The organism is Roseibium suaedae, from assembly GCF_900142725.1.
Taxonomy (GTDB): Bacteria; Pseudomonadota; Alphaproteobacteria; order Rhizobiales; family Stappiaceae; genus Roseibium; species Roseibium suaedae.
This window is the reverse complement of the sequence record NZ_FRBW01000001.1, coordinates 1304088-1326581: the sequence shown is the minus strand read 5'-3', so window position 1 is coordinate 1326581 and position 22494 is coordinate 1304088. Positions and strand designations below refer to the sequence as shown.

Below are 22494 nucleotides of genomic sequence, written 5' to 3'. Positions count from 1 at the left end.
GCATGTTCGGAATCCGCAAATTCTCTGATCTGAAATTCGGCCACAAAGTCTGGGGCGGGCTGGGGACCATCCTGTTGCTGACCGGAGTTCTGGGCGGGACCGCCGTCTATAACCTCTTCGCTCTGACACAAAACGCCGAAGTCACGGACAAGGCGACAGGCTCCCTCACCGCGCTTCATCAGGTTCTCGGTGCCCAGCGCAGTTTCCTGGACAGACCGACCAGGGAGCTGGCTGAAGTGACCCAGGCCGAGATCCAGGCCCTGTCCGCAAGCCTTTCCAATCTTGAGGCCGCCATTGCGGGCGGATCCGCCAGCCGGGACAGCGTCCACGCCGCCAGAACCCTGCTCGAAGAGTACACTGCCCGTTTCGGCAAGGTCACCGGAGAGATGAAGGATCAGGTGGATGCGAGCCGCTCCATAGCGGCCGCAACCGCGCAACTGGCAGAACTCGCGTCCGCCATCAGCCGGGAGGTAACCGGCGAACAGAAGGCGGCAGCCCAGGCCGCGACGGCGGCCCGCGAGACCCAATCCTCGGCCCGTGGATACGGCGGCCGGGCCAGTGTTCTTCAGGAAGAGGCCACCAGGCTGGACGAGAAATTCGGCAAGACCTCCCAGTTCAAGCAGAAAGACCTGACGCCGGAGATCCTGGCGGAAATCGAGACCAGCCTCGCCAACATGGTGGAAGCCGGAACAGTGCTTGAAACCGCGAAGATCGAAGGCGTCAGCGAGGATGTCCTGAAAGGCATGGCTGAGAACACCCGTCTGCTTCAAAGCGGAATTCCAGATCTTTTGGGCGAGACCAATCTCTTCAACAAGATGGGCAAGAAGAAAACCGTTGCCGACCTCATCGACGCGGTGAAGACCCTCGCCCCTGAACTGCGGGTCGCGGCCTACCGGTCGCTCGACAGCCAACTCGGCGATGCCATCGAGCGGCAGAGCCACCTGTCATCCCTTGCGGATATCAGCGCCAGCGGCAACACGCTCGCCCTCACCGCCGCAAGCCTACAGGCTGACACCCTGTCGTTCAAGAAAGGCTCCTCCGGTCAGGATGCGGCAATCCTCTATAAGATCAAATTGCTCAAAACCTCTGCAGGGGAGCTGGCGAAATCCGGCACCGTTCTGCCTGCCACCGCAGAGGCTGTCAGCGCCATGCCGGAGGCTATCCAGACTTTCGAGCAGGCCTTCCAGTCCATGAGCCAGTCCAAAAAGGCCTCGGATGCGGGCGTTGCGGATCTGCAGCACCTCTCCGATCAGCTTGCTGCCCAGATCTCCGAAGTTGTTTCCACCCAGAGCGAAGACAGCCGGGCAGCCGGATCAAACGCCGTCCTGGTCATTTGCGCAGCGCTCGCCGTCACCCTCGCCCTTGGCATCGTGCTCGCCATGCTCCTGCACCGGGCGATCGCCCGGCCCATCCGCGCCACGACGGAGCTGATGCTGCGTCTGGCTCACGGCGAAACCGGCATCAAGATCACCGGCACCGACCGGGGCGACGAGATCGGCGACATGAACCGGACCGTGGAAGTCTTCAGGACGAATGCGCTGGAGCGCCAGAAGCTTCAGGAAGAACAGGCACGCGAGGAAGATCAGTCGAGACAGCGTCAGATGCGGGTCGAGCAGCTGATCAGCAGCTTCCGCGAGACAGCCGCCTCGATCCTCTCCGCCGTCGATGGCACTGCTCAGGATCTCGACAACACCGCCCGCTCCCTGACCGAGATCGCAAGGGAAAGCTCCGGTCATGCGGACCGCACCCTGCATGCCACTGGCGATGCGAGCCAGAGCGTCCAGACAGTCGCAAGCGCTGCGGAAGAGCTCTCTGCTTCCATCGGCGAGATTTCCCGTCAGGTGAACCAGACCTCGGACGTGGTGGATCAGGCAACGGCTTCCACGCGGGCAACCAACGAACTGGTCTCCGGCCTCTCCGCCTCTGCGGCCAAGATCGGCGAGGTCGTCACCTTGATCCGGGCGATTGCCGAACAGACCAACCTCCTCGCCCTGAATGCGACCATCGAAGCCGCACGCGCGGGCGATGCAGGCCGTGGCTTTGCGGTGGTTGCCCGCGAGGTCAAGGAACTGGCGACCCAGACCTCCCAGGCAACCGAGGACATCGCCAGCCAGATTGCCTCCATCCAGGGCGCGACCCGCAATTCCGCGGAAGCCATCCTGGGTATTTCCAGCATCATGGAAGAGGTCAGCCGCTACACGAGTGCCATTGCCTCTGCCGTCAGCCAGCAGGGCACGGCCACCACCGAGATCACCCGCAATGTCCAGCAGGCAGCCCAGGGCACCGAAGAAGTGTCGATGAACATGTCCGAACTGTCCCAGACCGTCGGCCTGACCAGCAAGTCCGCTGACCATGTCCTGACCGCGTCCGGCGACCTGACGGAAAAGACCGGCCGGCTGAAGGCGGAAGTCGAGCGTTTCCTCTCGGAGGTTGCCGCAGCCTAACGCACCTACACACCCTGATGCGGGCGGAATTTCCTTCGTGGAACTTCCGCCCCATTGCCACGCCTTACAGCATCGGCTATTCAAGTCGCATGAACACGATCATGAACACGATTTGGTGGTGGCGGGACGTCTGACGGCGGCCAGCGATTTCTCATGTTCTAACGTGTTCGAAGTTGACCAAAAGGCCGCCGCGGGGCTCCCCGCCAGCGGCCTTTGGTCTTTCTGGGGATGCCTTCCAACAGCGCCCCATGGAGGATTAGACAGATGCCGGAATTGGCAGACCAGACTTACGTGACCCAGGGTGGCATCGCCATCCACCGCTCTTCCCGCCCCGCTGACTATGACGAAGGCACTTCCCGCTGGATCGACCGGCTGGATGCGGAACGCGGTGCGGTCCTGTCCTCGTCCTATGAGTATCCGGGACGCTACACCCGCTGGGACATGGCGCTGGTCAACCCGCCGCTGGTGATGGAATCCGCCGGACGTGACGTTTCCATCCGGGTCCTGAACGAGCGCGGAAAGGTTCTGTTTCCGGCCATTGTCTCGGCCCTTCGCGACCATCCGGATGTAGGCAGCTTCAGCGCCACGGACGAGCGTATCGACCTCACGGTCAAGACGCCGGACCGGGTGTTCCAGGAAGAGGAACGCTCCCGCCAGCCCTCCACCTTCTCCATCGTGCGTGCGCTGAAGGATCTCTTTGCCTGCGGCGATGACCAGCTCGGCCTCTACGGTGCCTTCGGCTATGACGTTGCCTTCCAGTTCGAGCCCATCGACCTGAAACTGCAGCGCCCGGACGACCAGCGCGACGTCGTGCTGTTCCTGCCGGACGAAATTCTGATCGTCGACCACCATGGCAAGCGTGCCTACGTTCTTGAATATGAATTCGAGGTCGATGGCCGTTCCACCCGCGGCCTGCCGCGCGACGGCGAAAAGAGCCAGTACTCCCCCGCCAATGAAGATCCGGGCCGCGGCGATCATGAGCCTGGCGAATATGCCAAGCTGGTCGAGAAGGCCAAGGACTACTTCCGCCGGGGCGATCTGTTCGAGACGGTGCCCGGTCAGACCTTCTATGAGCCCTGCGCCAATCCTCCGTCCGCCGTGTCCCGGCGCCTGCAGCAGATCAATCCCTCGCCCTATTCCTTCTTCTTCAACCTGGGCAACCGGGAATATCTCGTCGGCGCATCGCCGGAGATGTATGTGCGGGTGACCGGTGGCCGTCGGGTGGAAACCTGCCCGATCTCCGGCACCATCCGGCGCGGCAAGAATGCCATCGAGGACGAAGCCCAGATCCGCAAACTGCTGAACTCCGCCAAGGATGAAGCCGAGCTGACCATGTGCTCGGACGTGGACCGCAACGACAAGAGCCGCGTCTGCGTGCCCGGCTCCGTCCGGGTCATCGGCCGCCGCCAGATCGAAATGTATTCCCGTCTGATCCATACGGTCGACCATATCGAAGGCATCCTGCGCGAAGACATGGATGCGCTCGACGCGTTCCTCTCCCACACCTGGGCCGTGACTGTGACCGGCGCGCCGAAACGGTGGGCGATGGAATTCATCGAAAGCCACGAAAAGTCCCCGCGCGCCTGGTACGGTGGCGCCATCGGTGCGGTCCTGTTCAATGGCGACATGAACACCGGACTGACCCTGCGCACAGTCCGCATCAAGGATGGCGTGGCCCAGATCCGGGCCGGTGCGACCCTGCTTTACGACAGCATTCCGGAAGACGAGGAAGCCGAGACCGAGCTGAAGGCGGAAGCCATGCGGGCAGCCGTGCGCGAGGCAGGCCTTGCCACCAAACCGGAAGACAAGGCAGCCAAGGCCAAACTCGGCGCCGGTCTCAAGATCCTGCTCGTCGACCATGAAGACAGTTTCGTTCACACGCTGGCGAACTATTTCCGTCAGACCGGCGCACAAGTGGTCACCTACCGTACGCCGGTTGCCGATCACGTCTTTGACGATGTGAAGCCGGATCTGGTCGTGCTGTCGCCTGGTCCTGGCAATCCGAAGGACTTCGACTGCGCCGCCACCATCGGCCGGGCCCGCGCCCGCGCCCTGCCGGTCTTCGGCGTCTGCCTCGGCCTTCAGGCTCTGGCAGAGAGCTTCGGCGGGGAACTTGGCCAGCTCGACGTGCCCATGCACGGCAAGCCGTCACCGATCTCGATCACCGGCAATTCTGTCCTGTTCGAGGGCCTGAGCACGCCGGTCGTCGTTGGCCGCTACCACTCGCTCTTTGCCAAGCGCGACAAGCTTAACCCGCATTTCCGGGTCACGGCAGAGACCGAGGACGGAGTGGTCATGGCCATCGAGCACGACGAGGAGCCGATCGCAGCCGTTCAGTTCCACCCGGAATCGATCATGTCCCTCGATCAGGACGCCGGCCACAAGATCATCGAGAACGTGGTCTCCCGCCTGGTGAAAGCGAAGGTCGCAGAGCCCGCCTGAGCGGCCTTGGCATCAGCCCCCCTCACCCTAACCCTCTCCCCAGTGGGGAGAGGGAACCTGCTGCGGCATGTCGAGAGACCGCATCCCTCTCCTTTGGCCCAGCCTCTCAACCTTCAAATGCCTCCCCTCCGGACACCTCTCCCAAGCCTGGGAGAGGTCGGCGCAATGCGCCGGGTGAGGGTTGGGCGCGCAAACTAAGGCTCTGCCCCCTCACCCTGGCCCTCTCCCCAGCGAAGAGAGGGGAACTGCTGCGGCACAACGAAGGACCGAGTTCCCCCTCCTCTGTCCCAGCCCCTCCTCCTTCAAAAACCTCTCCTCCAGACACCTCTCCCAAGCATGGGAGAGGTCGGCGCGACGCGCCGGGTGAGGGTTGAAAATTCGGCAGGTTTCCATTTCAATCCGCCCTGCAGCGGAACGCCTTTGCCTGCAACCAGCCTTGCCCCCCCTGCCATGAAGTGAAACCCTTTCTCGCAAAGGGAAAACGGAAGAGCCATGCTAACGATCCTGCGTCAAAACCCGCGGCACATTCTGGTCGGCGTGCTGCTGACGTTTGTGTCCAGCTTCGGCCAGAACTTCTTCATCGCGGTCTTTGGCGGCGAAATCCGCGGTGCTTTTGACCTCTCCAACGGCGCCTTCGGGGCGCTCTACACCACCATCACGATAGCCAGCGCCTTAACGCTGATGACAATCGGGCGTCTGGTCGACCGGTATTCGACTGTCCTGATCGGGGCCTTGACCATCTGTGCGCTGGCCGCCGCATCCGGTCTTGTCGTTCTGTCCCAGAACATCTTCATGCTCGGACTGGCTCTCTACGGGGTGCGCCTGATGGGACAGGGCATGGCGCCCCATGTCTCCGTTTCAGCCATGGCCCGCTGGTTTCCCGCCCAGGCCCGTGGCCGCGCGCTGTCTATGGCAGCGCTCGGGAACCCGATTGGCGAGGCAACCCTGCCGCTTGCGGCTGTTGCCCTGATGGCCTTTCTCGACTGGCGCCAAACCTGGCTGACCATCGTGGTCCTGCTGATGGCGGTCTGCCTTCCACTTTTCCTGGCGCTGACCCGGAACGTATCCCCTGCCCGCACGGATACAGTCAGGGAACAGCCAAAGGGAGACATTCCCGCCCGCCCGGCGGAGGCTGCCCGCTCCTGGACCTTGGGTGAGCTGTTGCGCAGCCCCCTGCTCTATTTGCTGGTTCCCGGTCTGCTGTCGCCGGTCATCATGAACATTGCCATCTTCTTCCATCAGGTTGCCCTGACTGAGGCGAAGGGCTGGGACCCGGCCTGGTTTGTGGCGGGCTACCCTCTGGCGGCCGCAGCCAATATCGGCGGATCGCTCCTGACCGGCACGCTCGCCGACAGGATCGGCCCCTTGAGGCTCCTGCCTGTCGTGCTCCTGCCCCAGATGGCTGCACTGCTTTCCTTTGGGGTCGCGCCGACACCAGTCGGCATCGCGCTCTATCTGGGATTTGCAGGCATGGCGATGGGCATGGTGATCCCGCTGAAGGATGTGCTTTTGTCCCGCCTCTTCGGGCTTGGCCACTTCGGCGCGATCCGTTCCTTCACCACCGCCTGCGGGGTGCTGCTGGGAGCGCTCGGCCCAAGCATCATCGGCGTACTGCTTGATACTGGCACCAGTGTCGCGGCGCTGTTTTACGGGATGACAGCGCTCAGCGCTGGCTTCGCCATGCTTTTCCTGGCAGCCCTGCCCATGGCCAGGAGCTTGGACAAGGGCAGCAGCGAGAACTGCAAGGGCTGATCGCCAGGATCAGCCGCCGGACGCCTCGTCCTGCCGTTCCTTCAGTTGATCGGCCGCCACCCGTTCGAAGTCATCCAGAAACCGGCTGTAGAGCTCGGAGAAGCGGGCAACGTCTTCCTCGGGCCAGTCCTCGGTGATCTTGGCAATCAGGTGAAGCTTGATCTCGACCTTGTCGCGCAGGATTTTCTTGCCTTTGTCGGTCAGAAGAACGACCGAGCGCCGGGCGTCTTCCTGAGAAACACCGCGCTGGAAATGCCCCTGATCGACAAGCTGAGCTACGGCCCGGCTGGCCCTTGAAGGGTCGATCCGCATCAGGTCCGCCACCGTACCCACGGTCACTTCCTGACCGTTTCGGATACAGCGGCCAACGCTCTCGATCAGGTCTAGATAACCGATGTCCAGGTCCGCGGCATTGCTGCCGAGGGTCAGGCGCGTGATCAGCCGGCTCTTGGCCAGCACCCGGTAGCGGGACATGGTCCGCGCGATCCGCTCGATCACTGTTTTCGGTCCTTGATCAGTCATCGCACCTTCATTCTCCCGGCATCGGGCTCATTGCCGGAACAGGCCGCTCATCTGCCTTGCAAGGACCACAGGGGCCGCAGGCTCACATGCTTGCATGCATATTACATTTTAATGACTTTGACAAATATATGCGTCAAGCATATATAAGTCTGCCTTAGCTTTCTGTCAGGTTCCCCGATGAGCTCCCAAACCACCACAGCAGATACCGCACCGGTCCCCGACCTGACCTCAGGCTCCACGGCCGGTCCCGCCTTCGGGACAGCCCAGGAAGGCCCCCTCATCACCGACAAGCGGCTGAGACTGTTCGTCTATCTGATCATGATGTGCGCCGTGTTCATGTCGATGATGGATGTGCAGATCGTCTCGACCGCCCTGCCGACAATCGTGGGAGATTTCGGCACCCTTGAAGGCTTCAGCTGGATCACATCCGCCTATCTTCTGACCTCAAGCGCCGTGATGCCGCTCTACGGCAAGCTGGGCGACCTCTTCGGCCGCAAATATGTGCTTCTGGCGGTGATTGCCCTGTTCGTCGGCGGCTCCATTGCCTGCGCGGCCGCAACCACAATGGAAACGCTGATTGCCGCCCGTGTCCTGCAGGCGCTTGGCGGTGGCGGCGTCATGGTCACGGTCTTCTCGGTCAACGCGGATATCTTCTCGCCCCGGGAGCGGGCTAAATATCAGAGCTATACCAGCCTCGTGCTGATGCTCGCAGGCACCACCGGCCCCACCGCTGGCGGCTTCATGACCGAACATTTCGGCTGGCGCTCGATCTTCCTGATCAACGTGCCGATTGGTGTTCTCGTGATCATCGGCCTGGCACTTCTGCTGCCTTACCGCCGCCCTTCCCGTGTTCCCAAGATCGACATTGCCGGATCCATCACCCTGGCAGCGACCATCGCCTGCCTGGTGCTCTGGGCCGACAGCCCAAGCCTCTTCGGCAGTATCACGGCGCCAGAAAGCCTGACGGTCATCGGCATCGGCATCCTCTGCCTGCTGCTCTGGATCCTGGCGGAAAAGCGTGCCGTCGAGCCGGTTATTCCGCTGTCCCTGTTTCAGAACCGCACCATCGTGCTGCTTCTGATCGTCTCCATGGCAGGCGGCTCCATGGGCATCGGCTTGGGAAATTACTATGCGCTCTACCTGCAATCCGGACTGGGCCTGTCCCCGTCCCTCGCCGGCCTGTTCTTCATTCCACTAACCGCCGGTATCGCGGCAGGCTCGTTAAGCGCAGGACGCCTGATCTTCCGCACCGGCCACTACAAGTACTTCGCTGTCGCAAGCACATCGGTATCGGCCCTAGCCCTGCTGGCACTTGCCTTCTTCAGCGAGGTCGTCAGCCTGCCGGTGATCGCCCTTTTCATGTTCCTGCAAGGCATGGGAACCGGCATTGGCCAGCAGGTGCCGATCCTGGGCATCCAGAACGCCGCCCCGCGCAAGGATGTGGGCGCGGCCACGGGTCTCACCACCCTCTCCCGCATCGGAGCCGCCTCTGTTGCCATCTCGCTCTATGGCACGCTGATCACCTATGTAGTGACCATGGCAGCCGGCTCCGTGCCGGGCATTTCCAATCTGGCAAGCCTGACGCCTGAACAGATTGCCGCGCTACCAGAAACAAGCCGGCACCTGGTGAACACGGTCTATGTCGACGCCCTTCACCCGGTGTTCCTGGTGGCGGCCGGCATCGGCATCTGCGGCTGCATCGCCGGCCTCTGTGTCCAGAACCGGCGGCTGGACTCCCTCTCCAATTGAACGTGAAAAGGCCGGGCAAATGCCCGGCCTTTTAATATGCAGGCTATCAGGATGCGTTGCCGGTCAGGATGAAGCGCTTTACCGCTTCGATCACCTGTTCATGGATCTTTGCCCGGTTCGCGCCCTTGGGATCGTCACAGACCGGATCGTCCTTTTCTTCCTTCAAAAGCGCAGCCCCTTCCGGCTTGCACTCAGCGAGGAATGTGAAGTGATCGGCAGGAGAGATCTGGACATATTGCGTATTGGCCATGCGCCCCACCAGGTTGGAGCCGGCAGGCCCGACGTTGATTTCATTCCAGAGCGTGTCATCAGAGCCGAGATTGATGAACAGCACCGGCTTCTTCTGGGCCGCAATGCTGTCCGGGGTCATGGCGAAATGCAGACCCGGATCAACAGCAATTGCCCCCGCCAGACGCGGCTCCTCGTAGGAAGCATCGATCTTCGCCGCATCCACGGTCTTCCAGTCCACTCCACCCTTGGCGAAGAAGACACAGCCTGGAGATTTCGGCTCCTTCTCGCAGAACTCATCAAAGAGACTGATGTCGGTTCGAAGGCCAATGTTCTGAAGCGTGTTGACCCCGCCAAGCGAGAAGCCGAGCAGATAGATCCGGCTCTGGTCGATATGCGGCGCATAGGCCGGATCTGCCAGGATCGCATCGAGCGCTGCACCCGTGTCCTGGGCCCGGTCCCAGAACTGGGCAGAACGGCGCGGAGAGCTGTCCCTTGAAGTGCTGCCCGGATGGTTCATCCCAAGCACCATGATGCCCGACTTGGCCAATGCTGACGAAAGCCAGGCAAGCCCGTCCATGTTGCCGCCAGAGCCGTGGGAGAGGACCAGCAGCGGATATTTGCCCTCCTTGACGGTCGCTCCAAGCATGACCGACGCGCCCTTAAAGACAATATTGTCGCCAACCAGGCTGCGATAGGTCTGCGAGCCGGCCGGGTACCAGACCGAACCTGGTACGAGAACGCTGCGGTGCTTGGCCTGAATATCGATACGGTCATAGCCGGGCATCTCGTCTGCCTTGGACGCAGTTTGGGAATGGGCAAGAGCCGCGACAGAAAGGCCAGCAACCAGTACGGCCGGCTTCAGTCTGCGCCAGGTCTTGATCATCTTGTCGAAAGTGAAAGTGGAATTGGTCATGTCAGTGCCTCAAGTGGTGGATCACGAGGCAGACACTGGTTGATCAATGAGGTTCGGGCGTCCTAAATCCGGTTCGAGGTCGTCCCAAATCCGGTTTCAGGACATTGATGATCCTCCAGGTTCAGTGAAGGTTCCATGTTTGCAATTCCCATCCCCCTCGTCACCGCAGCGATCCTTGCCTATCTGGGGCTGCGCGCCGCCATCGAAGGGGAAACGCCGAAGATGGTTCTTGGGCTGATTGCGGTTTGCGCCGGACAGTCGCTGATCACCAGCCTCAATCAATATTATGGCCTGCACGGTCTGGCACCTGTGCAGCCGGTCACGGCAATGGCGATCCCTATCCTCGCCTATCTGTCCTTCGTCAGCACCTCGATCCGCCCCCTACGCCTCGTGCCCGATATCTTTCACTTGCTGACGCCGCTGCTGGTGATTGCCGCGACCTTTGCCTTCAGGGATGCGGTCGACTGGATCCTGGTCCTGTCCTTCGTAGCCTATGGCGGGTTGATCCTGCTTGGTCTTGGGCGCAATGCAGAAGAACTGCCGCTAATCCGTCTGGAGCACGGCAACCGCGCTGCCGTGCTGTGGCGCTGGGTGGCGGCGGCCCTGATTGCCTCGGCCTTTAGTGACGGGGCAATTTTCATGGCCATGGCACTTGGCCATGACTGGCTGCGCCCCTGGATCATCTCGGTGTTCTCCAGCACGTTCCTTCTGGTGATCGGCGCCCTGAATCTTTCAGACACATTGAAACCCGTTCCGGGGGAGACAGGTGATCCGGAAGACAGTGATCCGGAAGACAGCGCTCCGGACCAGCCGGCGCAAACCGCTCGGCAAGCCTCAGACACCACCGGCGCCGAGGACGAAGCCGCCCGGCAGACCTCCCTGTTTGTGGAACTTGAAAAGCTGATGTCGGAAGGGCAGCTCTATCTTGACCCGGACCTGACCCTCGGCCGCATCGCGCGAAGGCTCAAGGCGCCCGAGAAACAGCTTTCGGCAATGATCAACCAGGCCACCGGCGCCAATGTTTCCCGCTATATCAACGGCTACCGGATCCGCCACGCCTGCGGGCTTCTGTCGGATGGCGCCAGCGTGACCACTGCGATGTATGCCAGCGGCTTCAACACCAAGTCGAACTTCAACCGCGAATTCCTGCGGGTCATGGGCTGTCCGCCCAGCCAGTGGCTGGATAGGACCATTCCTTCCCCCGGATACCCAGGCGGCGGCCATTCCTCTAGGGTCCCAGGATCCCACATCTGAACCGGTCCGCAGGCGTTCGGCAGCGGCTCTTTCCCAAAACAAACAAAACCCGGCCGCACAGGGGCACGGCCGGGCCAAATGACGCTGTTTGTTAGCCTGGGGCCAAAAGTTAGCCGACCTTGGTGGCGACCAGAAGGAAGTCGCGCATTTCTCCGCGCAAGGCCTTCAGGCTTTCTTCCTGACGGCTCAGCTCCCTGGAAGCAACGATGACGCGGCTGCTGGCTTCTGCCGTTTCGGCAGTGGCCCGGCGCACATCGACGATCGAACTGGTGACCTCAGAGGCCCCGGAGGCAGCGATCTCGATGCTGCGGGCAATCTCGCTGGTGGCAGCGGTCTGCTCTTCAACGGAGGCAGCGATGGAGGCCGAGATCTGATTGACCTGCAGGATCGCCTCACTGATTTCCTTGTTGGCGCTCACGGCCTTGGAAGTGACGTCCTGCAACTCGGTGATCTGGGAGTTGATCTCTTCGGTTGCCCGAGCCGTTTCTCCCGCCAGTTCCTTCACCTCCTGGGCGACGATGGCAAAGCCACGGCCCTGTTCCCCTGCCCGGGCCGCCTCGATGGTGGCATTGAGGGCCAGAAGATTGGTCTGGGAGGCAATGTCGTTGATGAGCTTCACCACCTGGCCGATCCTGGCGGACATTTCGGACAGGCTTTCGATTTCCTGGTCCATCGCCTGCGCCTTGCGCACGGCGGAAGCGGCAACTTCAGCCGCAGAGCTGACCTGGCGGTTGATTTCTCCGATCGAGCTGGTCAGCTCATCGGTGGAAGCAGCCACTTGCTGCATGTTGGAGGAAGCTTCCTCCGCGCCGCTGGCAACCACGACGGATTGCTCGCTGGCCTGGGTACAGGCGGCGGCAACATCGGTGGAGACGGAATTCAGCGTATCGACAGACTCGGTAACGGAATTGACCACCGTCAGCATCCGGTCCTCGAAATCATTGCCGAGACGGCACAGGCCCTCGTGGCGCTCCTTTATCACCTGAACGGCGTCATTGATCGTGCGGGAGGCATCCTTGAAGCTCCCGGACATGCCGGTTTCTTCAATCAGCCGGAAATGCTGGTTGCGGCTGACATATTCCATGCAGGCCTTGGATTCCCGCAGATATCCGTCCGCCCGGTCAATCAGCAGGTTGATGGAATGCATCAGCTCCCCGGCTTCACCTGTTTCCGTGATGTTGAGAATACGGGCTTCAAAGTCACCATTTGCGACGGCCTTGCAAACTGCGGCAGCCTTGCGCAGCGACGCTTTGCTTAGTCGTGAGAACATGTCTTAAATCATCCAGAAAGTTATCGGGCCGGGAACCAAGCGCAGCAGTCAGGCTGCGCCTGGGTCAGGCATGTTTCAGCGTCGCGATGAATTCGTCGTAGCGGCAACCCTTGCTGGCCAGCAGGTCGGCGACGGCCTTGCTGGAGACCACGAGACCGTCTTTCCGGTTGTCCGCCCCGTCCTCAAGCGCCTTCAGCGACTTGTAGAGCGGAAGGATCTTTTCCTCGACCACCCGCCGGTCGGGGACGCGCCGGTTCGAGTGATAGCCAACGAGTTCGCCCTTGGTGTTGCGGCTCGGCGTAACATGGGCGTTCACCCAATAGTGATCGCCATTCTTACAACGGTTGATCACATAGGCGAAGATTTCCTCACCTGCGCCCAGGGTATCCCACATCAGCTTGAAGACCGCGCGCGGCATGGCCGGGTGCCTCAGGATGCTATGGGGTTCGCCCATGACTTCCTTTTCCGTGTAGCCCGCAACCTCGAGAAAGGTACGGTTTGCGTAAGTGATGCGCCCCTTCAGATCTGTCTTGCTGACGATGATCTCGTTTTCCTGGAAGGTCCGCTCACGTCCGGTCAGATGCACCGGTTTTGCCATGGTCAATTCTCCGGAACGCAGAACGGCCGCCGTCTACGGCCGAATTCAAATGGGCTCCAATTGTTTCTCAAGAACCACAACCGGAGTTAAGTCCCACTTAATTCAATGGCTAAGAATGTTGCCGCGGCAGACTGCCCCTAAGGTATTTTTTCCCATTGAAATCAGCAACCGCGGCGGACGCCCGATCACCCCGGCAATTTCATCAACAGCAAATAAAACATAAATTTGAATTACTTATTCCACACCCATACGGAAACCTCTCCCTTGAACGCTGCGATTGAGTGCCGGCGCGCGCCCTGTCAATTGCGGCAAGGGCTGCGAATTGTGACCACAACCTGTCGGTGTCCCGGCAGAACTGCGGGCGGCTGTGAGCCATTTCAAGATTCCGATCACAAACCCTGTAACATTTTGAAATATGCATGGTCGCGCCACGTTTCCCGCCCCAACTCCTTCTCGTCGGAAGCCGCAACCCAGTCTGGTCCCATCCCGGTCTGAGTGCGGCGTCTGATGAAGACCAGATTGCCATGAGTTGATTGAAGGAGTTCCGATATGAACGCTCTGGACAAGACCACCGCAGTCCGTACCGGCCTGTTCCCGAAGGTCGCTGCGGGCCTGATGTGCGCAACCATGTTCGCCGCTACGCCGGTTCTGGCAGACAGCCTGGACCTTAACACAGGCTCTTCCACGAAAACCGGAGCATATACAGGAGCTGCGCCTGCGGCCGGCACGGCAATCGAAGCCGAAACGAGTACCCAGATACAGACCCAGATGGATGCCGCCTCCCCGAGCGTGCCGTCCGCCAAGACGGATGACCTGACCCAGGCACCGGCAAGCGGTGCCCAGGCCTCCGGCCAGATCCAGACCGATGGCCAGATAAGCGGCCAGGCAAGTGGTCAGACAGCTGCCGTCACCGCAACACCTGAAGAGCTTGTAGGCCTTCCGGTCGTGACCCTTGATGGCACCAGTGTCGGCGAAGTGACCGCGGTTCAGACCCAGTCCAATGGCCAGCTTTCCGCAGTCGAGACCAAGGTCGGCGGCATTCTGGGCTTTGGTGCCAAGAAGGTTGTCCTTCCTGCCAGCGAGATCAACATCGATGCGGATGCGGTGATCGTTGCCATGACGGATACCCAGCTCAAGACCATGACCGAGTAAGGCCAGCCCTCTCGTCTGGACTTAAAAGAAAAGGCCGCCCCCGCGCGATGCGGAGGCGGCCTTTCTCTTGTTCAGCCGTCACGCGAGCGTGACAAGTACCGGATCAGTCGACGATACGAACCGCGCCCTTGGCAGCGGAGCTCGTCAGAGCCGCATAGGCGCGCAGCGCCGTGCTGACCTTGCGCTTGCGCTTTTCGACCGGCTTCCAGGCGTCAGCGCCCTTGGCTTCCATCGCCTTGCGGCGTTCTGCCAGAACCTCGTCGGACAAATCGACCTTCATCACCCGGTTCGGGATATCGATGACGATCATGTCCCCTTCCTCGACCAGACCGATCGCGCCGCCTTCTGCCGCTTCCGGCGAGATGTGGCCGATGGAAAGCCCCGAGGAGCCGCCGGAGAAGCGGCCATCGGTGATCAGCGCGCAAGCCTTGCCCAGGCCCTTGGACTTCAGATAGCTCGTCGGATAGAGCATTTCCTGCATGCCCGGACCGCCGCGTGGACCTTCGTAGCGGATCAGCACCACGTCGCCTTCGGTGATCTTGCCGGTCAGGATCGCGGAAACCGCGCTGTCCTGACTTTCAAAGATCCGGGCCGGACCGTTGAACTTCAGGATGCTGTCGTCCACGCCTGCCGTCTTCACGATGCAGCCATCAAGCGCGATGTTGCCGAAGAGAACTGCCAGACCGCCATCCTTGGAATAGGCATTGTCCTTGGAGCGGATGACGCCCTTGGTGCGGTCGAGATCCAGATCGTCCCAGCGGCGGGACTGGGAGAAAGCCACCTGCGTCGGCACGCCGCCCGGTGCAGCCTTGAAGAAATTATGCACGCTTTCCGAATTGGTCTGGGTGATATCCCAGCGGGACAGCGCTTCCTTCATCGAGGCGGAGTGAACGGTCGGGCCATCGGTGTGCAGCAGGCCTGCGCGGTCCAGCTCACCCAGGATGCCGAAGATGCCGCCTGCGCGATGAACGTCTTCCATGTGGATGTTCTCGACAGCCGGAGCGACCTTGCACAGAACCGGAACCTTGCGGGAAAGACGGTCGATGTCGTCCATGGTGAAGCCGACTTCGCCTTCATAGGAGGCTGCCAGCAGGTGCAGGACCGTGTTGGTGGAGCCGCCCATGGAGATGTCGAGCGTCATGGCGTTCTCGAACGCCTGAAACGTTGCGATGTTGCGCGGCAGAACGCTCTCGTCATCCTGCTCGTAATAGCGCTTGGCCAGATCGACGATCAGGTGACCGGCTTCCACGAACAGGCGCTCACGGTCGGCATGGGTTGCCAGCGTGGAACCATTGCCCGGCAGCGCGAGGCCCAGGGCCTCGGTCAGGCAGTTCATGGAGTTGGCCGTGAACATGCCCGAGCAGGACCCGCAGGTCGGGCAGGCATTCTGTTCCATGGTCAGCACGTCCGCATCCGACACCTTGTCGTTTGCAGCAGCGATCATGGCATCGATCAGATCGATGGACTTGGATTCACCGTTCTCCAGGACCACCTTGCCTGCTTCCATCGGACCGCCGGACACGAAGACCACCGGGATATTCAGGCGCATGGCAGCGTTGAGCATGCCCGGGGTGATCTTGTCGCAGTTGGAAATGCAGACCAGCGCGTCGGCGCAGTGGCCGTTGACCATGTATTCCACCGCATCAGCGATGACTTCACGGCTCGGCAGGGAATAGAGCATCCCGTCGTGGCCCATGGCGATGCCATCATCCACGGCGATGGTGTTGAATTCCTTGGCGACGCCGCCGGCCTTTTCCACTTCCCGCGCCACAAGCTGGCCGAGGTCCTTGAGGTGCACGTGGCCCGGCACGAACTGGGTGAAGGAGTTGGCAATGGCGATGATCGGCTTGCCGAAATCTCCGTCCTTCATGCCCGTGGCGCGCCAAAGGCCGCGCGCACCGGCCATGTTGCGGCCGTGGGTGGATGTCCGTGAACGATAGGGGGGCATTTCTTACGTCCTCTTGGCGTCTGTCCACGCATGCAGCTTCGCATGCGCTCATCTCTTCCCGGCCGCACTCCCTCGGGGCATCCCCGTACGGCCTGTCGTATCCAAGTGTTGTGTCAGGTTTTACGCCCTGTGAAAAGACCGCTTCGGACCAAAACCGTACGCTCGGGTACGATTATCATCTGACATTTCGGCGGCAGGATCTCGAATTGCACACCCTTTAAGCAACCAAAACGCGAATTTCGGTATTATTGCGCTCGTCAAATTATACAATATCAAGGGGACGTTTACGAAAGGGCCTTACGATCCTTGGCAAGCAAGGTTATTATTTTTCTTGCAGGATGCTTTTCAAATGACATTAGACACCCCTACCCTTTTCACGAGCGTGACGATTGCGTGCTTCAGTGGCGCCTGTGTGCTCGGCCTTTTCACTGTCTCCATCTCCGGTCAGACCCGCGCTGTAAGGTACAGCAGCCTGTGCTGGTCCGCGGCTCTGCTTTTGCTCGGGATCGGCTGCACGCTTGTCGGGCTTCGCGGCCAGATCCCGGACAGCATCAGCATCGTGACCGCCAACGCCCTTCTCCTGATCGGTCACAACCTGCGCCCGGCAGCCTTGCGGATCTTCTTCGAGGAAAAGCACAAGCTGCTGTGGATCGGCTTTGCCGCATCGCTCGGCTGGATCGTCCTGTGCCAAGTCCCAGCGTTCCGGGATTCCTTTGCGGCCAGGACCCTCTATTGCCAGTTCCTGCTGATCGCCAATTCCCTGCATATCGTCTGGCTTTGCCTGAAGAAGGCTCCCGCCGGGATGACCACACCAAAGCTGCTGGCGGGCATTACAGCCCTGGAACTTGGCGCCTATGGTCTGCATTCGGCCAATCAGATACTCCATCCCTCGGCTGCCTTCATAGAGATCTTCTCTCTGCCGGTCACCACGATCTATCTGATTTCGCTGATCACCTGCACGGTTCTGTCCAGCGTCCTGATTGCCGCCATTTCTCTGGAACGGGCCCAGCTCATGTTCCAGGAACAGGCCACACGGGACCATCTGACGGGCTTGCGCAATCGCCGGTCCTTCTTTGATGAAGCGGAAAAATGGCGGGAAGCCCGCAGGAGGAGCAGTGCGACCTATGGATTGCTGGTCATCGACATCGACAAGCTATCCTCAGTCAACGAGCAGTTCGGGCATGCTCTGGGCGATGCCATGCTGCAGCTTCTCAGCAGAATTTGCCTGGACACAGTTGAAAAGCCTTGCCTTGTCGGCCGTATCGGCAACGAGAAATTCGCCCTGTTCCTGCCGGAAAAGGACAATGAGGCCGCCAGCGCCATTGCCACCCGGATCTCCCGGCTGATGACCACCAAGGCGGCAAAGGCCTCCGGAGACCGGCTCAAGATCACGATCAGCAGCGGATTGTTCATCGGCACATCTGAAACATCGCTGGAGCGCGCCTTCGAGATCGCCACCTGCTGCATGGGCAAAGCCAAGGCCAATGGCCGGAACAAGACCATCGCCAGCTCCGGCGAAATGACCACGAACGGCCTTCAGACCACGCAGATCCTGTCGCCTTTCTCGCTGACCCAGCGCTCCGTCGCCTGAGCCCGCGCCCATTGCCGGACTGGACATGAAAACAGCCAGTGCGGAGAGAGGGCCACACTGGCTGTCTTTTGTACCGGCCCCGTGAGACCGGTACAGGTTCGAATATCCTCAGCGCCGATCAGGCCGCCGGCGCATCCTCAAGGGACGGATAGTCGGTATAGCCCTTCTCGCCGCCGCCATAGAGCGTGTCCGGGTCCAGCTGGTTGAGCGGCGCATTCTTGCGCAGGCGTTCCACCAGATCCGGATTGGAGATGAACGGACGGCCAAAGGCCACCATGTCCACCGCTCCGCTTTCGACCGCCTTGATGGCAAGATCACGGTCATAGCCGTTGTTGCCGATCTTCACGCCGCTGAACCGGTCATAGAGCGCCTTGAGGCTGAGACCTTCGGCAAGCTCGCGCGGGCCGCCCGTCTGGCCTTCCACAAGATGCAGATAGGCAAGGCCATAGCCGTTCAGAAGATCAACCACATGGGTGAAAAGCCCCATCGGATCGCTGTCGGAAATGTCATTGGCCGCCGAGAACGGGCTGAGACGGATACCAACACGGTCCGCCCCGATTTCCGCGGTGACCGCGTCCATCACTTCCTTCAGCAGCCGGCTGCGGTTCTCAAAGGAACCGCCATAGGCATCCGTGCGCTTGTTGGAGCTGTCGCGCAGGAACTGGTCCAGCAGATAGCCATTGGCCGCATGAACCTCGATGCCATCAAAGCCTGCCTTGATCGCATTGGCGGCTGCCTTGCGGTAGTCCTCGACGATGCCTGGCAGTTCGGAAAGCTCCAGCGCCCGCGGGGTCGGGGTCGGAACAAATTTCTCGCCGTCGAAGGTCTTGGAGTTGGCAGCAATTGCTGACGGGGCGACCGGGTCGACGCCGCCCGGCTGCAGCACGTTGTGGGAAATCCGGCCCACATGCCAGAGCTGGATGACGATCTTGCCGCCCTTGGCGTGGACCGCATCGGTGACCTTCTTCCAGCCTTCGATCTGGGCATCGGAATAGATGCCTGGCGTCCAGGCATAGCCCTTGCCCTGCGGCGAGATCTGGGAGGCTTCGGTGATGATCAGCCCAGCGCCTGCCCGCTGCTCGTAATAGGTCACGTGGATGCCATAGGGGGCATCGTCTTCCGGACGGGCGCGGTTCCGCGTCAGCGGGGCCATGGCAATCCGGTTCCGGACATCGATGGCCCCGACCTTGAGGGGCGAAAACAGCTTGGCGTCAGTCATGGTCTAGTCCTCGGGTTCAACGTAATTTTGGAATGATCGTTCCAGAAATCGACACACCATGGGATCCTGCAGGTGCCTTGATGTCTGGAACGCATGAGACCGCTTAAGACGTCAATATGCCTTCAGCGGCCTCGAGAGCCTTTGAGATCTGCTCCGGCGGAAGGCCGGATTTGCGCAATGTCAGCGTGCCGATGGCAAGTGCCGACAGGGCGCGGGCCTTGTCGCGGGCCGCGTCCGGATCGTCCCGGTTGAGCGCGGCCGCGAAGAGGTCTTCCACCCCTTGAAGATGCTTGCGGCCAATTGCGGCCACCTCCTCTTCATGGGGGGCAAGTTCGGTGATGCAATTGACCAGCAGGCACCCTCTCGGGCCACCTTGCGGGTCCGCGAGCGCCGCCAGCATGGCGCGGACCGATGTGCCTTCTGGCCCATTGGCAGGTCCATCCGACAGGTCGCGCAGGGCCGACAGAGCCGCCTGCGAGTAACTCTTCAGCGCTGCGATCAGCACGCCCTGCTTGGAGCCGAAGGCCGCATAGAAGCTCGACCTGGAAAGCCCCATGGCCCCGGTCAGATCATCCAGCGACGTCGCTTCATAACCCTGGCGCCAGAACACCTGCAGCGCGGCAGAGAGCACTTCATGCTCATCATATCCACGCGGACGGCCCGGGCCGCATTGCGCCTTTGCATGGGCCTTGCCGCAACCGCTCCCGGCGGCAGGTTTCTGGGTGGGTCTCGTTGTCATGGAGCGGATATTGGACCGGGCGGACCAGATTTCAAGAGGCCCGGTTTCAGGAAGGGGTTTTATTTTGGACCAAGCGTTCCTATTTAGCCCTTACACAGTTCGAAGAACGCAAATCCAGGCGGCCAAGATAGTCATGATACCCTATTCCCTCCTCGACCTTTCTCCGGTTCCTGAAGGCTCCACCGTGCGGCAGGCCCTTGCCAACACTGGCGCTCTGGCCAAGGCCGCCGAGGCGGCAGGCTACAATCGTTACTGGCTGGCCGAGCACCACAACATGACGGGCATCGCGTCGGCGGCAACCTCCGTGCTGATCGGCCATGTGGCGGGACTGACGCACAAGATGCGCATCGGCTCCGGCGGCATCATGCTGCCGAACCATTCCCCGCTCGTGATAGCCGAACAGTTCGGCACCCTGGCCGAACTTTATCCGGACCGGATCGATCTGGGGCTGGGCCGTGCGCCGGGCACCGACATGATGACCATGCGCGCCCTGCGCCGGAAGGCCGATGCGTCCGACAGCTTCCCCGAAGACGTTGTGGAACTGATGGGCTATCTGGATGATCCGCAAGAGGGCGAAAGGATCCGCGCGGTTCCGGGCACCGGCACCAAGGTTCCGGTCTGGATCCTGGGCTCCAGCACCTATGGTGCACAGATGGCCGCCTATTATGGACTGCCCTATGCGTTTGCCTCTCATTTTGCGCCGGCGGAACTCGGCAATGCCCTGCGCATCTACCGGCACAGCTTCCGCCCCTCGAAATATCTCGACAAGCCGCATTTCATGATGGCGATCAACACGTTTGCCGGGGACACGGATGAGGAAGGCGCCTATCTGCGTTCTTCCATGCAGCAGGCCTTCATCAACCTGCGCACGGGACGCCCCGGCCCCCTGCCCCGCCCGGTCGAAGATCTGGAAGCCCTCGTCGGACCGGCCGCCCTCTCCATTGCCGAGGAGGCCTTGAGCGTCTCCGCCTATGGCTCACGTGACAGTGTCATGCGGAAACTGGCAGGGTTTGTCGCCAGGTATCAGCCCGATGAGGTGATCCTCACCGGCCATATCCACGACCCCGCCGCCCGCATCCGGTCCTTCCAGATCGCCGCCGACATCATGACCGAACTGAACGGCGGTCAGCTGGCTGCGGAATAGGTGTGAAGTGCTGCCTTGGGGCAGAGCTTGCCCCCTCTCCCTCAGGGAGAGGGCTGGGGTGAGGGTTTCCTCGCCTGCAACTTGCACCTGCCTTACGGCATAGCCCCCCTCACCCGGACCTCCGGTCCGACCTCTCCCACAGGGAGAGGTGCCTGTACGGCAACGCTCAAGTCTTCTCTGCAGCCCCTGACAGTCAGGATGGGCCAGCCCGCTCCTCAATTCATCCGGCACGACCCCGCATAGGAATCACCGACGTCGTCAAAGACCTTGGTCTTCATTTCCGTAACGTATTTGTCCGAGCCGCGGCGGATGGCTTCGACGAGATAGAAGTCGTGGACGGGGAACTGATTGGAATTGAACCGGAAGTCGCCACGCACGCTCTGGAAGGGGGCCGCACGGAGGGAGGAGAGCAGCACTTTCTTTTCCGCGACGCTGCCGGTCATGCCCACGGCCCCGTTGATCAGCATGGCCGCATCATAGCCTTGAGCGGCATAGGCGGACGGCTCGTAGCCGTATTCATCCTCAAAAGCGCGGACGAAACGGTTGTTTTCTTCCGTGTTCAGGTCCGGTGACCAATCGGAGACAGAAAGCAGCCCTTCCGCGGCATCCTTCATCACCGGCAAGGTGGTCTCGTCCAGCGTATAGGCGGAGAGGAAGGCGATATCCGCCTTCAGGCCCGCCTTGGCGAACTGCTCCACCAGGCTGACGCCCATCTGGCCCGGCATGAAGGTGAAGACGGCATCCGGCTCCATCTTGCCGATCATCGCAATGTCGGCGCTGAAATCGGTCTGACCAAGCTTGCTGTAGAACTCGCCGACAATCTCGCCGCTGTAATGGCGCTTGAAAGCGGCAATGGCCTCCTTTGCGCCCCGGTAATCGGGAGCCAGCAGCATCACCCGGCCATAGCCGCGCTCACGCGCGTAGCGGCCCATGGCCTCATTGTTCTGATCGGACTGGGAAGCGGTGGAGAAGAAGTAGCGGCTGCAGCCCTTGCCGGCGATATAGCCTGGACCTGCCCCTGCCCCAATGAAGATCGTCTCGGACTTCACCACCTCCGGATAGACCGCCAGCATGATGTTGTTGAAGGTGATGCCTGCGAGGAAATCCACCTTCTCCTCATTGATCAGATTGGCAACCGACTGGCGCGCGACCTCAATGTCGAGCTTGTCGTCGACGACGACCACCTTGGTCTGAAGGCCGCCCAGGCGGTCATTCTTCTGCTTGACCGCCAGCAGAAATCCGTCGCGCATGTGGCGTCCAGGCAGGCTCGCCGGACCGGACAGGGTTGCGACAAACCCGATTTTCATGCCTTCGGCCTGGGCAGTCCCCATCGCTCCGGCACTTCCCGCAAGGGCCGCGGTTCCCAGGCACACAGCAGCAGCCAGAGAAGAAAATAGCCGGTTCATGCGAGGTCTCCAGACGAAAGGGATGTCCGTGGGCGACAGGGCCACTGGACATTTTACAGAGGAATTATTTCACAGCCAAAGTGGACACCCGGTTAAGGGCGGCCAGCCGCAGGCAAGACA

At 61.2% G+C, this 22494-nt stretch carries 16 protein-coding genes; 8 read left to right on the top strand and 8 right to left on the bottom strand.

What is annotated here, in order from left to right:
• Nucleotides 1–2 precede the first annotated feature (2 nt).
• From BUA94_RS05980 to BUA94_RS05970, 3 genes are all read left to right on the top strand, one after another.
• Nucleotides 3–2444, top strand: coding sequence for a methyl-accepting chemotaxis protein (locus BUA94_RS05980; RefSeq protein ID WP_073010041.1), 2442 nt, complete (start codon nucleotides 3–5; stop codon nucleotides 2442–2444).
• A 264-nt stretch (nucleotides 2445–2708) separates the two neighbouring features.
• Entirely contained in the window at nucleotides 2709–4886 is a 2178-nt protein-coding gene (locus BUA94_RS05975; RefSeq protein WP_073010038.1) for an anthranilate synthase, read from the top strand.
• A gap of 492 nt (nucleotides 4887–5378) precedes the next feature.
• Nucleotides 5379–6638, top strand: a complete 1260-nt coding sequence (locus BUA94_RS05970) for an MFS transporter (protein ID WP_073010035.1) — start codon at nucleotides 5379–5381, stop codon at nucleotides 6636–6638.
• 9 nt (nucleotides 6639–6647) lie between these two features.
• Here the strand turns inward: BUA94_RS05970 and BUA94_RS05965 are convergent, their stop codons facing one another.
• Entirely contained in the window at nucleotides 6648–7160 is a 513-nt protein-coding gene (locus BUA94_RS05965) for a MarR family winged helix-turn-helix transcriptional regulator (RefSeq protein WP_073010033.1), read from the bottom strand.
• Nucleotides 7161–7337: 177 nt separating this feature from the next.
• On the opposite strand from BUA94_RS05965, the gene BUA94_RS05960 reads away from it, so the two are divergent.
• Complete coding sequence (locus BUA94_RS05960) at nucleotides 7338–8909, top strand: MDR family MFS transporter (protein ID WP_084081720.1); 1572 nt, start codon at nucleotides 7338–7340, stop codon at nucleotides 8907–8909.
• 46 nt (nucleotides 8910–8955) lie between these two features.
• On the opposite strand, the gene BUA94_RS05955 is transcribed toward BUA94_RS05960, so the two are convergent.
• Entirely contained in the window at nucleotides 8956–10053 is a 1098-nt protein-coding gene (locus BUA94_RS05955; protein ID WP_235860448.1) for an alpha/beta hydrolase family protein, read from the bottom strand.
• A gap of 135 nt (nucleotides 10054–10188) precedes the next feature.
• On the opposite strand from BUA94_RS05955, the gene BUA94_RS05950 reads away from it, so the two are divergent.
• Nucleotides 10189–11307, top strand: coding sequence for an AraC family transcriptional regulator (locus BUA94_RS05950; protein ID WP_073010030.1), 1119 nt, complete (start codon nucleotides 10189–10191; stop codon nucleotides 11305–11307).
• 109 nt (nucleotides 11308–11416) lie between these two features.
• On the opposite strand, the gene BUA94_RS05945 is transcribed toward BUA94_RS05950, so the two are convergent.
• Both BUA94_RS05945 and BUA94_RS05940 read right to left on the bottom strand, forming a co-directional pair.
• Nucleotides 11417–12577, bottom strand: coding sequence for a methyl-accepting chemotaxis protein (locus BUA94_RS05945; protein ID WP_073010026.1), 1161 nt, complete (start codon nucleotides 12575–12577; stop codon nucleotides 11417–11419).
• Nucleotides 12578–12641: 64 nt separating this feature from the next.
• Nucleotides 12642–13175: a PAS domain-containing protein gene (locus BUA94_RS05940; protein ID WP_073010023.1), complete on the bottom strand. Its 534-nt coding sequence runs from the start codon at nucleotides 13173–13175 to the stop codon at nucleotides 12642–12644.
• A 549-nt stretch (nucleotides 13176–13724) separates the two neighbouring features.
• Here BUA94_RS05940 and BUA94_RS05935 point away from each other — a divergent pair.
• On the top strand, nucleotides 13725–14327 hold the full coding sequence (locus BUA94_RS05935; RefSeq protein ID WP_073010020.1) for a PRC-barrel domain-containing protein: 603 nt from the start codon (nucleotides 13725–13727) through the stop codon (nucleotides 14325–14327).
• A 103-nt stretch (nucleotides 14328–14430) separates the two neighbouring features.
• On the opposite strand, the gene ilvD is transcribed toward BUA94_RS05935, so the two are convergent.
• Entirely contained in the window at nucleotides 14431–16275 is a 1845-nt protein-coding gene (gene ilvD / locus BUA94_RS05930; RefSeq protein WP_073010017.1) for a dihydroxy-acid dehydratase, read from the bottom strand.
• Nucleotides 16276–16624: 349 nt separating this feature from the next.
• On the opposite strand from ilvD, the gene BUA94_RS05925 reads away from it, so the two are divergent.
• Nucleotides 16625–17866: a GGDEF domain-containing protein gene (locus BUA94_RS05925; protein WP_084081719.1), complete on the top strand. Its 1242-nt coding sequence runs from the start codon at nucleotides 16625–16627 to the stop codon at nucleotides 17864–17866.
• A 118-nt stretch (nucleotides 17867–17984) separates the two neighbouring features.
• Here BUA94_RS05925 and BUA94_RS05920 read toward each other — a convergent pair whose 3' ends face one another.
• Nucleotides 17985–19085 (bottom strand): alkene reductase, encoded by a 1101-nt coding sequence (locus tag BUA94_RS05920; protein ID WP_073010012.1) that lies wholly within the window; start codon nucleotides 19083–19085, stop codon nucleotides 17985–17987.
• Between the two features lie 103 nt (nucleotides 19086–19188).
• Entirely contained in the window at nucleotides 19189–19824 is a 636-nt protein-coding gene (locus tag BUA94_RS05915; protein ID WP_073010009.1) for a TetR/AcrR family transcriptional regulator, read from the bottom strand.
• A 133-nt stretch (nucleotides 19825–19957) separates the two neighbouring features.
• Here BUA94_RS05915 and BUA94_RS05910 point away from each other — a divergent pair, with 133 nt between their 5' ends.
• Complete coding sequence (locus BUA94_RS05910; RefSeq protein WP_139251019.1) at nucleotides 19958–20968, top strand: LLM class flavin-dependent oxidoreductase; 1011 nt, start codon at nucleotides 19958–19960, stop codon at nucleotides 20966–20968.
• Between the two features lie 215 nt (nucleotides 20969–21183).
• Here the strand turns inward: BUA94_RS05910 and BUA94_RS05905 are convergent, their stop codons facing one another.
• Nucleotides 21184–22374 (bottom strand): ABC transporter substrate-binding protein, encoded by a 1191-nt coding sequence (locus BUA94_RS05905; protein ID WP_073010006.1) that lies wholly within the window; start codon nucleotides 22372–22374, stop codon nucleotides 21184–21186.
• Nucleotides 22375–22494 lie beyond the last annotated feature (120 nt).